The organism is Pseudomonas sp. LBUM1668 (assembly GCF_059695715.1).
Map to the genome: position 1 here is coordinate 5389765 of NZ_CP166787.1, position 12926 is coordinate 5402690.

The 12926-nt window shown below is 58.6% G+C and carries 10 protein-coding genes; all 10 read left to right on the forward strand.

All coding sequences use genetic code 11. The features are described 5' to 3' along the window. The first annotated feature begins 64 nt into the window (after nt 1-64). The 10 genes from ACA061_RS24345 to ACA061_RS24390 all read left to right on the forward strand — a co-directional run bounded on the left by ACA061_RS24345 (nt 65) and on the right by ACA061_RS24390 (nt 12868). A complete protein-coding gene (locus tag ACA061_RS24345; RefSeq protein WP_497300170.1) occupies nt 65-2863 on the forward strand; it encodes an LPS-assembly protein LptD in 2799 nt (932 codons plus the stop codon). Beyond that, nucleotides 2838-4160 carry a peptidylprolyl isomerase SurA gene (gene surA, locus ACA061_RS24350; protein WP_210553546.1) on the forward strand — a complete coding sequence of 441 codons (1323 nt, stop codon included), beginning with the start codon at nt 2838-2840 and terminating at the stop codon, nt 4158-4160. Before ACA061_RS24345 ends, surA begins: the two co-directional genes overlap by 26 nt. After that, nucleotides 4157-5146 carry a 4-hydroxythreonine-4-phosphate dehydrogenase PdxA gene (gene pdxA / locus ACA061_RS24355; protein ID WP_210700478.1) on the forward strand — a complete coding sequence of 330 codons (990 nt, stop codon included), beginning with the start codon at nt 4157-4159 and terminating at the stop codon, nt 5144-5146. Before surA ends, pdxA begins: the two co-directional genes overlap by 4 nt. Further along, nucleotides 5143-5961 (forward strand): 16S rRNA (adenine(1518)-N(6)/adenine(1519)-N(6))-dimethyltransferase RsmA, encoded by an 819-nt coding sequence (gene rsmA, locus ACA061_RS24360; protein WP_150601836.1) that lies wholly within the window; start codon nt 5143-5145, stop codon nt 5959-5961. The genes pdxA and rsmA overlap by 4 nt, the downstream gene beginning before the upstream one ends. Nucleotides 5962-6074: 113 nt before the next feature. Next, the gene (gene apaG, locus ACA061_RS24365; RefSeq protein ID WP_042561385.1) at nt 6075-6455 is read left to right on the forward strand and encodes a Co2+/Mg2+ efflux facilitator ApaG/CorD; all 381 of its coding nucleotides are present in this window, start codon (nt 6075-6077) and stop codon (nt 6453-6455) included. Further along, nucleotides 6455-7336: a symmetrical bis(5'-nucleosyl)-tetraphosphatase gene (locus ACA061_RS24370; protein WP_150617735.1), complete on the forward strand. Its 882-nt coding sequence runs from the start codon at nt 6455-6457 to the stop codon at nt 7334-7336. Before apaG ends, ACA061_RS24370 begins: the two co-directional genes overlap by 1 nt. Before the next feature lie 33 nt (nt 7337-7369). After that, nucleotides 7370-7699 carry a thiosulfate sulfurtransferase GlpE gene (glpE, locus tag ACA061_RS24375; protein WP_150617736.1) on the forward strand — a complete coding sequence of 110 codons (330 nt, stop codon included), beginning with the start codon at nt 7370-7372 and terminating at the stop codon, nt 7697-7699. A gap of 294 nt (nt 7700-7993) precedes the next feature. Then, a complete protein-coding gene (locus ACA061_RS24380; protein ID WP_042561388.1) occupies nt 7994-9916 on the forward strand; it encodes a PrkA family serine protein kinase in 1923 nt (640 codons plus the stop codon). Between the two features lie 121 nt (nt 9917-10037). Next, complete coding sequence (locus ACA061_RS24385; protein WP_150601838.1) at nt 10038-11309, forward strand: YeaH/YhbH family protein; 1272 nt, start codon at nt 10038-10040, stop codon at nt 11307-11309. Beyond that, nucleotides 11306-12868, forward strand: coding sequence for a SpoVR family protein (locus tag ACA061_RS24390; RefSeq protein WP_150601839.1), 1563 nt, complete (start codon nt 11306-11308; stop codon nt 12866-12868). The genes ACA061_RS24385 and ACA061_RS24390 overlap by 4 nt, the downstream gene beginning before the upstream one ends. Nucleotides 12869-12926 lie beyond the last annotated feature (58 nt).

The window sequence follows — 12926 nt, forward strand, 5'->3', positions numbered from 1 at the left end:
CCATCGAGAGGCGTGCGGCCCACCACCGCGGGCAGATGGCACGCAGGAAGCCCGGACTAATAAGATGGCATTGAAATCCCCCGCGTTTCGTAAAAAATTTCCATTGTTGGTAACCGGCAGTCTGCTGGCTATGCAACCTCTGGCCAGTCAATTCGTTGTTGCCGCCGAGCAGTATGACTGCTCCGTATCGGCTTCGGGTGGTTGGGACTGTGCGCCCAAGACGTCGGCGGCTGCATTGCCACCACGTCCAGTGCATGACGGCAGTGCCGTCAGCGCCACCGGCGACGCCCCGAGCGATAAAGGTTCGGTTGCCGACACTGGCGCCAAGCCAACGCTGGTCACCGAAGCCAAAGGCCGCGGTTTGAAATCCCGTAGCGAAGACTTCAGTCACCTCGACTGGGTTCCGCGCGAGAAGCTTACCGCCGCCCAACTGGCCGAAACCGGCCCGTACTGCTCGGGTGCCTACATCGAACCCACTCGTCCTGGCATGAATGACAAGACGAGCAAAAGCGATGCTCCGACCTTTATCGGCGCAAAAGCTTCGCGCTATAACACCGATGATCAAGTCGGCACGCTGGCCGGTGATGTTGTCCTGCGTCAGGGCAGCATGCAGGTCGAGTCCGATGAGGCCAGCCTGTATCAGGCTGAGAGCCGCGCCGAACTCAATGGCGATGTGCGTATCCGTGACAACGGCGCACTGATCGTCGGCGACCATGCCGACGTGCAGCTCGACACCGGTGAAGCCAAGGTCGACAACGCCGAATACGTGATGCACAAATCGCGCATTCGCGGTAGCGCGCTGTACGCCAAGCGCGCCGAGAACGCGATCATCCGCTTGAAGGACGGCACGTACACCACGTGCGAACCGAACAGCAACGCCTGGCAGCTCAAGGGCAACAACATCACCTTGAACCCGGCCACCGGCTTCGGTACCGCGACCAACGTGACGCTGCGCGTAAAAGACATTCCGATCCTGTACACGCCTTACATCTACTTCCCGATCGATGACCGTCGCCAGTCGGGCTTCCTGCCGCCGACCATTGGCACCGGCACCGATACCGGCTTCACGCTGGTCACCCCGTACTACTTCAACCTGGCGCCGAACTACGATGCCACGTTGTACCCGCGTTACATGAGCAAGCGTGGCATGTTGGTGGAAGGCGAGTTCCGCTACCTGACCCAATCGAGTGAAGGTCAGTTCGGTGCGGCATACCTCAACGACGACAACACCGATCGCAGCAAGCAGACCGATTACGAAAAAACCCGCTACATGTACAACTGGCAGCACAAGGGCGGTCTCGACTCCCGCGTGCTCACCCAGGTTGACTACACCAAGATCAGCGATCCGTATTACTTCCAGGATCTGGAAACCGATCAGATTGGCGTGAAGTCCAGCGACTTCGTGAATCAGCAGGGCTCGGTCACCTATCGTGGCGACAGCTACACCGCGCGGTTGAATGCTCAGCAGTACCAACTGGCCACTGTTTCGAACATTACACCGTATGGTCGTTTGCCGCAGATCACCTTCACTGGTCAGCTGCCGTATCATCCGGAGGGTTTGAATTTCGATTACGAGACCGAGATTGTGCGGTTTGATCGTGATTTGAAGACCGGCGACTTCATCGACGAAGATGGGAATGCGACGCCACGTCTGGATACCAACATTCGAGGCCTGGACCGTGCCAACGGCGATCGTCTGAATCTGAAGCCAGGTGTCAGCCTGCCGATGAACTGGACCTATGGCTTCCTGAAGCCATCGCTCAAGTACCAGTACACCCAGTATCAGCTTGATCTGGACGGTACCGGCAAATCGCAGATCGCGGCGATGACTCCAGAGCAACGCAAGCTCAACGGTTCTTTCGACAGCAACCAGAATCGCGGCGTACCTATTGCCAGCGTCGACAGCGGCCTGTACTTCGACCGCAACACCTCGTTCTTTGGCAAGAACTACCGCCAGACCCTGGAACCGCGCCTGTTCTACCTCTATGTACCTGAGGTCGACCAGGAAGACATTCCAGTATTCGACACCAGCGAAAACACCTTCAGCTACGCGTCGCTGTTCCGTGACAACCGCTTCTCCGGCTCCGACCGTGTCGGTGACGAGAACAAGCTGTCGCTGGGCGTGACCAGCCGCTGGATTGAAGACGACGGGTTCGAGCGTCAACGCGTCAGCGTTGGCCAGGCGTTGTACTTCAAGGACCGCAAGGTTCAACTGCCGGGCGTCGCGTTCAACGATCGCGACGACGCGAAATCCGACGTCTCGCCATATGCGCTGGAATACGAATACCGCTGGAACCGCGATTGGCGCACCACGGCCGACTACAACTGGGATCCGGACAGCCGCAGCCCGCGTTCGGGCAGCGCGATGTTCCACTACCAGCCTGAAGATAACCCGAACAAGGTCATCAACGTCGGCTATCGCTATCGCAATGACCAGGTTCGCTACGACCAGAACACCGGTAAATGGACCGTGGGTGGTGGCGACTACGGCACCCCTGGCACACCTGGCTACGTGAAGGACTACTACAAAATCCAGCAGCATGACTTCTCGGTCATCTGGCCGATCGTTCCACAGTGGAACGCAATCAGCCGCTGGCAGTACGACTACAACCGTAACCGTACCCTGGAAGCCTTCGGTGGTTTCGAGTACGACAACTGCTGCTGGAAATTGCGCCTGATCAACCGTTACTGGGTTTCCTACGACGAATTCAGTCAGGAAGCTCCGCAAAACGAAAAAGGCGACCATGGCGTCTTCCTCCAAATTGTTCTGAAGGGACTCGGCGGCCTCACTGGCGCCAAAGTAGAGAGCTTCCTCGACAAAGGCATCCAAGGTTATCGTGAACGTGAAGACCAAGCTTTCTGATTGTCTGCGCCCGCTGATGCTGGGCGCGCTGTTCCTGGGTACTGCGGCCAACGCCGCAGTACAGTCCATCGACAAAGTGGTAGCGATCGTCGACAACGACGTGGTCATGCAGAGCCAACTGGACCAACGCGTCCACGAAGTTCAGCAGACCATCGCCAAGCGTGGCGGCGGCTCGCCGCCACCGGGCGTTCTGGATCAGCAGGTACTCGAGCGCCTGATCGTCGAAAACCTGCAACTGCAGATCGGCGAACGTTCCGGCATTCGCATCACCGATGAAGAACTGAACCAGGCGGTTGGCACCATCGCCCAGCGCAACAACATGTCCGTGGACCAGTTCCGCTCGGCTCTGGCTCGCGACGGCCTGTCTTATGACGACGCCCGCGACCAGATCCGCCGCGAGATGGTCATCAGCCGCGTCCGTCAGCGCCGTGTAGCCGAACGCATTCAGGTGTCCGAGCAGGAAGTGAAAAACTTCCTCGCCTCCGACCTGGGCAAGATGCAACTGTCCGAAGAACTGCACCTGGCCAACATCCTGATTCCGACCCCGGAAAGCGCCAACTCTGAAGCTATTCAGAACGCCGCGCGCCAGGCCATGGAGGTTTACCAGCAGCTCAAGCAAGGCGCTGACTTCGGTCAGATGGCCGTGGCCAAGTCTGCCAGTGACAACGCACTGGAAGGCGGCGACATGGGCTGGCGTAAAGCCGCGCAATTGCCACCTCCGTTCGATCGCGAACTGAGCAGCATGTCCGTCGGTGACATCACTCAGCCTGCACGCACTCCGGGCGGTTTCATCATCCTGAAGCTGCTGGCCAAGCGTGGTGGCGAAGCACAAACTCGCGATGAGGTGCACGTGCGCCACATCCTGGTCAAGCCGAGCCCGATTCGCGACGAAGCGAAAACCAAGGCCTTGGTCGAGTCGCTTTACTCTCGTATCGAAGCTGGCGAAGACTTCGCCACACTGGCCAAGAGCTATTCCGAAGACCCGGGTTCTGCCCTCAACGGCGGCGACCTGAGCTGGATCGACCCGAACGCACTGGTTCCGGAATTCCGTCAAGTGATGGCCAATACCCCACAAGGTCAGCTGTCCAAGCCGTTCCAGACCCAATACGGCTGGCACGTTCTGGAAGTCCTTGGCCGTCGTGCCACTGACAGCACCGAACAGGCCCGCGAGCAGCAAGCAATGACCGTACTGCGTAACCGCAAATACGACGAAGAGCTGCAAACCTGGCTGCGTCAGATCCGTGACGAAGCGTACGTAGAGATCAAACTCCCTGGTGCAGACCAGGCAGCGCAGTGAAACCCAAGCGTTTCGCGCTGACACCCGGCGAACCAGCCGGCATCGGTCCCGACCTGTGCCTGCTGCTCGCCTCGCAAGTCCAGCCACACCCCCTGATTGCCATCACCAGCCGCGACCTGCTCCTTGAGCGGGCCGCGCAGCTGGGGCTGGCCGTCAATCTGCTGGAAGTCGGGCCGAATCACTGGCCCGACACCCCGGCACCGGCTAACAGTCTCTATGTCTGGGATACACCGCTCAGCGCCCCTGTGGTCGCCGGGCAACTGGACAAGGCCAATGCCGCTTTCGTCCTCGAGACCCTGACCCGCGCCGGCAACGGCTGCCTCAACGGCGACTTCGCCGGGATGATCACGGCGCCCGTCCACAAGGGCGTGATCAACGAGTCGGGGATCGCGTTTTCCGGACACACCGAATTTCTGGCTGACCTGACCCATACCTCCCAGGTCGTGATGATGCTTGCCACGCGCGGTTTGCGCGTGGCACTGGTCACCACTCACCTGCCCTTGCGCGAGATTGCCGACGCAATAACGCCGGAGCGACTGGAGCGGGTCACACGGATTCTGCACGCCGACCTGCAAGAAAAATTCGGCATTGCCCAGCCTCGCATTCTGGTCTGCGGCCTCAACCCGCACGCCGGTGAAGGCGGACATCTGGGCCATGAAGAAATCGACATCATCGAACCTACATTAGAGCGCCTGCGCGGCGAGGGCATGGACCTTCGTGGCCCGCTGCCAGCCGATACTCTGTTTACCCCCAAATATCTGGAGCACTGCGATGCAGTGCTGGCGATGTACCACGACCAGGGCCTGCCCGTGCTGAAGTACAAAGGCTTCGGCGCTGCGGTCAACGTGACCCTGGGCCTGCCGATCATCCGTACTTCGGTTGACCACGGCACCGCCCTCGATCTGGCCGGCAGCGGCAAGATCGACACCGGCAGCCTGCAAGTCGCCCTGGAAACCGCCTACCAGATGGCCGAGACCCGTTTATGACCGAGCAATACCAACACAAGGCGCGCAAACGCTTTGGCCAGAACTTCCTGCACGATGCCGGCGTCATCGACCGCATCCTGCGCTCCATCAGCGCCAAGCCCACAGATCGCCTGCTGGAGATCGGCCCGGGCCAGGGTGCATTGACCGCCGGTCTGCTGAATTCCGGTGGGCAACTGGACGTGGTGGAACTGGACAAGGATCTGATCCCGATCCTCAACCAGCAGTTTGCCGGCAAAAGCAATTTCAACCTGCATCAGGGCGACGCGCTGAAGTTCGACTTCAACACGCTCAACGCCGCACCGAACAGCCTGCGTGTGGTCGGCAACCTGCCGTACAACATCTCCACGCCGCTGATTTTCCACCTGTTGAACAACGCCGGCATCATTCGCGACATGCACTTCATGCTGCAGAAGGAAGTGGTCGAGCGCCTGGCCGCAGGCCCTGGTGGTGGTGACTGGGGTCGTCTGTCGATCATGGTTCAGTACCATTGCCGCGTCGAACACCTGTTCAACGTCGGCCCGGGCGCGTTCAACCCGCCGCCGAAGGTCGATTCGGCCATCGTTCGCCTGGTGCCGCACGCGGTACTGCCGCACCCGGCCAAGGATCATCGTTTGCTGGAACGCGTCGTGCGCGAAGCCTTCAACCAGCGCCGCAAGACTCTGCGTAACACGCTCAAGCAATTGATGAGCAACGCCGAGATCGAAGCCGCCGGCGTCGATGGCAGCCTGCGCCCGGAACAACTCGACCTGGCGGCCTTCGTGCGCCTGGCCGACAAGCTCAGCGAGCAAGTCCCTGAAGCTCCCGCCGCCGACTGACCGGCGATGAACGCTATCGGGCAGCACGCCACTCTGGTTTACTGCCCGATACTTGCCTAGACTGAATCCCCATCAGCTACGCCCCGCGTTCCGCTTCGTTTAAGGCCTCTTGCATGTCCGATTCCCGTTACCAGGTCGATGTCAGCGTCGTTACCCACTATCTGGCAGACCAATCGCAACCCGAGCACGACCGCTTCGCCTTCGCCTACACCATCACCGTGCAAAACAACGGCGAGATCCCTGCTCGATTGATTTCGCGGCACTGGGTGATCACCGACGGTGACGGCCATAAAGAAGAAGTTCGCGGCGCAGGCGTGGTCGGCCAGCAACCGTTGATCGACGTCGGCAAAAGCCATACCTACAGCAGTGGCACAGTGATGACGACCAGGGTCGGCACCATGCAGGGTACCTACGAAATGGTCGCCGACGACGGTAAACATTTCGATGCCGTCATCAAACCCTTCCGCCTCGCCGTGCCCGGAGCCTTGCACTGATGGCAACGTACGCGGTCGGTGACCTGCAAGGCTGCCTCGAACCGCTCAAATGTCTGCTCAGGCAAGTAGCGTTCGATCCCACGCTTGATCGGCTCTGGCTGGTCGGCGATCTGGTCAACCGCGGCCCGCAGTCGCTGGAAACCCTGCGTTTTCTATATGGCATGCGCGAATCGCTGGTCTGTGTCCTCGGCAACCATGACCTGCACCTGCTCGCCGCGGCAAAAAACATCGAACGCCTGAAGAAATCCGACACCCTGCGCGAAATTCTCGACGCCCCCGACTGTGACGAACTGCTTGATTGGGTTCGCCAGCAAAAACTCATGCACTACGACGAGACGCGTGACGTTGCCATGGTCCATGCCGGCATCCCGCCGCAATGGTCTGTGCGCCGCGCCCTGAAGTGTGCCAATGAAGTCGAAACGGCCCTGCGTGACGACAACCTGTTGCCCGCGTTCCTCGACGGCATGTACGGCAACGAGCCGGCAAAATGGGACAACGACCTCAAAGGCGTCACCCGCCTGCGCGTGATCACCAACTATTTCACCCGCATGCGATTCTGCACTGTCGAGGGCAAACTCGATCTCAAGAGCAAGGAAGGTCTCGATACCGCCCCGCCCGGTTACAAACCTTGGTTCCAGCATAAAGAGCGCAAGACCAAGGGATTGCGGATCATCTTTGGACACTGGGCGGCACTGGAGGGCAATATCCATGAGCCAGGCATCTCGGCTCTGGACACGGGCTGCGTCTGGGGCGGCAGCCTCACCCTGATGAACGTCGACAGCGGCGAACGCCTTTCCTGCAAATGCGATGAACATGGCGGCGCGCTGTCCCCGCTCACACCACTTATCCCCGAAACTTCGCCAGTCAGCGCCCCGCGTTAGACTGCGCAATCAGCCGAGCAACAGGAACCCGCCATGAGCGAATTCAAACGCATCTCCCCGGAACAGGCCCAGGCCCTGCGCGAGCAAGGCGCGGTGATGGTCGATGTCCGTGATCCTGCTACCTTCGCCGCACTGCATATCAGCGGCTCGAAGCATCTGGACAACGTTTCCATCTCCGATTTCATCCGTGCCGCCGACCTTGATGCACCTACGGTAGTGGTCTGCTACCACGGCAACTCCAGCCAGAGCGCCGCCGCGTACCTGATCAGTCAGGGCTTCTCCGACGTCTATAGCATGGACGGCGGCTTCGAGCTGTGGCGTACGACCTACCCTTCGGAAACCGCGCAAGGCACCGCCGAATAATTTTTTTGTAGCGCGCAGGCCCCGGCTGCCGCGGGCCCGCGCGTGGCAGACGAACGGTCTGCCACAACTAATTACGTATCTCGCCTTTACCTCCCGAATTCCCAACTATCCTTAAGCCCAGGCCATCCAAAACAGGGGAGAGCCGGTACACCGGCGCACGGGTCATCGGGAGTGACTTTCAAGGTTGTCGACCGCGAAAGTGTTCTGGGGGGTAAACAAGTGGCCACCACGGCTGCTTGCCAGCATCGACTGAGTGATCCGGCGTCGGCTCCACGTATCGAGCGAGGTGACGTCATGAGTATCTTTAGCCACTTCCAACAACGCTTCGAGTCCACACGCCAGGAAGAACTCTCGCTGCAAGAGTACCTGGAGCTGTGCAAGCAAGACCGTAGCGCCTACGTTTCCGCCGCCGAGCGTCTATTGCTGGCCATCGGCGAACCGGAACTGCTCGACACCTCGACCAATTCGAGGCTGTCACGCATCTTCTCCAACAAGGTGATCCGTCGGTATCCGGCCTTTGAAGACTTCCACGGGATGGAAGAATGCATCGACCAGATCGTGTCGTATTTCCGTCACGCCGCCCAAGGCCTGGAAGAGAAGAAACAGATCCTCTATCTGCTCGGCCCTGTGGGTGGCGGTAAGTCGTCCCTGGCCGAGAAGCTGAAACAGCTGATCGAGAAAGTGCCCTTCTACGCGATCAAGGGTTCGCCGGTATTCGAATCTCCGCTGGGTCTGTTCAACGCCACCGAAGATGGCGCGATCCTCGAGGAAGATTTCGGCATTCCCAAACGCTACCTCAACACCATCATGTCGCCATGGGCGACCAAACGCCTGGCCGAATTCGGCGGCGACATCAGTCAGTTCCGCGTGGTCAAACTGTATCCGTCGATCCTCAACCAGATTGCCGTGGCCAAGACCGAACCGGGCGACGAGAACAACCAGGATATTTCGGCGCTGGTCGGTAAGGTCGACATCCGCAAACTCGAGGAATACCCACAGAACGACGCCGACGCCTACAGCTACTCCGGTGCGCTGTGCCGGGCCAACCAGGGCCTGATGGAATTCGTCGAAATGTTCAAGGCGCCGATCAAGGTGCTGCACCCACTGCTGACTGCCACTCAGGAAGGCAACTACAACAGTACCGAAGGTTTGGGCGCGATTCCGTTCACCGGGATTCTGCTCGCCCACTCCAACGAATCGGAGTGGCACACCTTCCGCAACAACAAGAACAACGAAGCCTTCATCGACCGGATCTACATCGTGAAGGTGCCGTACTGCCTGCGCGTCAGCGATGAAGTAAAAATCTACGACAAACTGCTGTTCAACAGCTCCCTGGCCAAAGCGCATTGCGCACCCGACACCTTGAAGATGCTGGCGCAATTCACCGTGCTGTCACGCCTCAAGGAGCCGGAAAACTCCAACATCTATTCGAAGATGCGCGTGTACGACGGCGAAAACCTCAAGGACACCGATCCAAAAGCCAAGTCGATTCAGGAATACCGCGACACGGCCGGCGTCGACGAGGGCATGAACGGTCTGTCGACTCGATTCGCGTTCAAGATCCTCTCCAAGGTCTTCAACTTCGATCCGCATGAAATTGCCGCCAACCCAGTGCATCTGCTGTACGTGCTGGAACAGCAGATCGAACAGGAACAGTTCCAGGCGGAAACGCGCGAGCGTTATCTGCGCTTCCTGAAGGAGTATCTGGCACCGCGCTACATCGAATTCATCGGCAAGGAGATCCAGACCGCTTACCTGGAGTCCTACAGCGAGTACGGCCAAAACATCTTCGACCGCTACGTGCTGTATGCAGATTTCTGGATTCAGGATCAGGAATACCGCGATCCGGAAACCGGCGAGATTCTCAACCGTGTCGCTCTCAACGAGGAACTGGAGAAAATCGAAAAACCGGCTGGCATCAGCAATCCGAAGGATTTCCGCAACGAGATCGTCAACTTCGTGTTGCGCGCCCGGGCCAACAACAACGGCAAAAACCCGACCTGGCTCAGCTACGAAAAACTGCGGGTGGTCATCGAGAAGAAAATGTTCTCGAACACCGAAGACCTGCTGCCAGTCATCAGCTTCAATGCCAAGGCCAGCAAAGAGGACCAGCAGAAACACAACGACTTCGTTACACGAATGGTCGAACGCGGCTACACCGACAAACAGGTACGGCTACTTTCCGAATGGTACCTACGGGTCCGGAAGTCGCAGTGAAGCAGTTGCAAGCTTCTAGCTCCAGGCTGCAAGAGAACAGCGGTTGAGTCCCGATCCCGGGTACTGACGCCGCATCGCTTGCAGCTTGAAGCTCACGACTTGAAGCTCCCCGGAGGGGCCTATGAGCTATGTGATCGACCGACGTCTCAATGGCAAGAACAAGAGCACGGTGAACCGCCAGCGTTTCCTGCGGCGTTACCGTGACCACATCAAAAAGGCTGTCGAAGAGGCGGTCAGCCGGCGTTCCATTACCGACATGGAGCACGGTGAACAAATCAGCATTCCCGGTCGCGACATCGACGAGCCGGTGCTTCACCACGGTCGCGGCGGCAAGCAGACTGTGGTTCATCCCGGCAACAAGGAATTCACCGCCGGCGAACACATCGCCCGACCTCCGGGAGGGGGCGGCGGACGCGGTCCGGGCAAGGCAGGCAATTCCGGCGAGGGCATGGACGAGTTCGTCTTCCAGATTACCCAGGAAGAATTCCTCGAGTTCATGTTTGAAGATCTCGAACTGCCGAACCTGGTCAAACGTAACCTGACCGGTACCGACACCTTCAAGACCGTGCGTGCAGGGATCAGTAACGAAGGCAACCCCTCACGCATCAACATCATTCGTACCCTGCGCTCAGCTCACGCGCGGCGCATTGCCCTATCCGGCAGCAGCCGGGCAAAACTGCGCGAAGCAAAAGCAGAACTTGAGCGTTTGAGACGCGAAGAGCCCGATAACTTCGGCGATATTCAGACACTCGAAGCAGAAATTGAAAAACTCAGCGCGCGCATCCATCGCGTGCCATTCCTTGATACTTTTGACCTCAAATACAACCTGCTGATCAAGCAACCCAATCCAAGCTCCAAGGCTGTCATGTTTTGCCTGATGGACGTTTCCGGGTCGATGACCCAGGCAACCAAGGACATCGCCAAGCGCTTTTTCATCCTTTTGTATCTGTTCCTGAAGCGCAACTACGACAAGATCGACGTCGTGTTCATCCGCCATCACACCAGCGCCCGGGAAGTGGACGAAGAGGAGTTTTTCTATTCACGGGAAACCGGCGGCACTATCGTCTCCAGCGCCTTGAAGCTGATGCAGGAGATCATGGCCGAGCGTTATCCGAGCAACGAATGGAACATCTACGCCGCGCAAGCTTCCGACGGTGATAACTGGAACGACGACTCGCCTATCTGCCGCGACATACTGATCAACCAGATCATGCCTTTTGTGCAGTACTACACTTACGTGGAGATCACCCCACGCGAACACCAGGCCCTCTGGTACGAGTACGAACGCATCGCCGAAGCCTTTTCCGACACGTTTGCCCAGCAGCAACTGGTCTCGGCCGGGGATATCTATCCGGTCTTCCGTGAACTCTTCCAGCGCAGGTTAGTGACATGACCGCCAAAGAGCAGAAACGCCAACCCATTTCGACCGGCTCCGAATGGACGTTCGAGCTGATCCAGACCTACGACCGCGAAATCGCCCGTATCGCGGCCGGCTATGCGCTGGATACCTACCCCAACCAGATTGAAGTGATTACCGCAGAGCAGATGATGGACGCGTATGCCTCGGTCGGGATGCCGTTGGGCTACCACCACTGGTCCTACGGCAAACACTTCCTCAGCACCGAAAAATCCTACAGTCGCGGGCAGATGGGGCTGGCGTACGAGATCGTGATCAACTCGGATCCGTGCATCGCCTACCTGATGGAAGAGAACACAATCTGCATGCAGGCCCTCGTGGTGGCCCACGCCTGCTACGGGCACAACAGCTTCTTCAAAGGCAATTACCTGTTCCGTACCTGGACCGACGCCAGTTCAATCATCGATTACCTGGTGTTCGCCAAGCAGTACATCATGCAATGCGAGGAGCGCCATGGCATTGATGCCGTGGAGGACCTGCTCGATTCCTGCCATGCGCTGATGAACTACGGGGTCGATCGCTACAAACGCCCGTATCCGATTTCCGCCGAAGAGGAACGCCGTCGGCAGAAGGATCGCGAAGAACATATGCAGAAACAGATCAACGATCTGTGGCGCACCATTCCCAAAGGCGCGGACAAATACAGCGACAAGGACAACGCACGCTTCCCGGCCGAGCCGCAGGAAAACATCCTCTACTTCATCGAGAAGCACGCGCCGTTACTGGAGCCCTGGCAGCGGGAAATCGTGCGGATCGTGCGCAAGATCGCCCAGTACTTCTATCCGCAACGCCAGACTCAGGTAATGAACGAAGGTTGGGCGACGTTCTGGCACTACACGTTGATGAACGACCTGTATGACGAAGGCCTGGTCACCGACGGTTTCATGATGGAATTCCTGACGTCGCACACCAGCGTGGTGTTCCAGCCAGGTTTCGACAGCCCTTACTACAGCGGCATCAACCCCTATGCACTCGGCTTTGCCATGTACCGCGACATCCGGCGCATGTGCGAAGAGCCCACCGAGGAGGATCGCCACTGGTTCCCCGACATCGCCGGGACGGATTGGCTGTCGTCCATCAAATTCGCCATGAGCAGCTTCAAGGACGAAAGCTTCATCCTGCAGTACCTGTCACCGAAAGTGATCCGCGATCTGAAACTGTTCAGCATCCTTGATGATGACCAGAAGGATGACCTGTTAGTACCCGCCATCCATGACGAAACGGGCTATCGGACTATCCGCGAAACCCTCGCAGCGCAGTACAACCTCGGCAATCGTGAACCGAACGTGCAGATATACAGCATTGATCGCCGCGGCGACCGCTCGCTAACCCTGCGCCATCAGCAACACGACCGCAAACCGCTGGGCGACTCCACCGACGAGGTGCTCAAACACCTGCATCGCTTGTGGGGTTTCGACATTCATCTGGAAACCCTGCAAGGCGACCAGATCATGAAAACCCATCACGTTCCGCCACGCAGTGAACACAGCGAAGGGGATTACGGTCGACTCGACCTCGCCGTCATTCACCTTTGATTCGGTTCTGGCCTCCGAAAGTCCGACGCAAGGGTTATCCTGTCGGGCTAACGGAGGT

Bases quoted from the DNA above. Each gene is read 5' to 3' on its own strand.
- ACA061_RS24345 (WP_497300170.1), top strand. From the start codon at position 65: ATGGCATTGAAATCCCCCGCGTTTCGTAAAAAATTTCCATTGTTGGTA.
- rsmA (WP_150601836.1), top strand. From the start codon at position 5,143: ATGACCGAGCAATACCAACACAAGGCGCGCAAACGCTTTGGCCAGAAC.
- apaG (WP_042561385.1), top strand. From the start codon at position 6,075: ATGTCCGATTCCCGTTACCAGGTCGATGTCAGCGTCGTTACCCACTAT.
- ACA061_RS24370 (WP_150617735.1), top strand. From the start codon at position 6,455: ATGGCAACGTACGCGGTCGGTGACCTGCAAGGCTGCCTCGAACCGCTC.
- glpE (WP_150617736.1), top strand. From the start codon at position 7,370: ATGAGCGAATTCAAACGCATCTCCCCGGAACAGGCCCAGGCCCTGCGC.
- ACA061_RS24380 (WP_042561388.1), top strand. From the start codon at position 7,994: ATGAGTATCTTTAGCCACTTCCAACAACGCTTCGAGTCCACACGCCAG.
- ACA061_RS24385 (WP_150601838.1), top strand. From the start codon at position 10,038: ATGAGCTATGTGATCGACCGACGTCTCAATGGCAAGAACAAGAGCACG.
- ACA061_RS24390 (WP_150601839.1), top strand. From the start codon at position 11,306: ATGACCGCCAAAGAGCAGAAACGCCAACCCATTTCGACCGGCTCCGAA.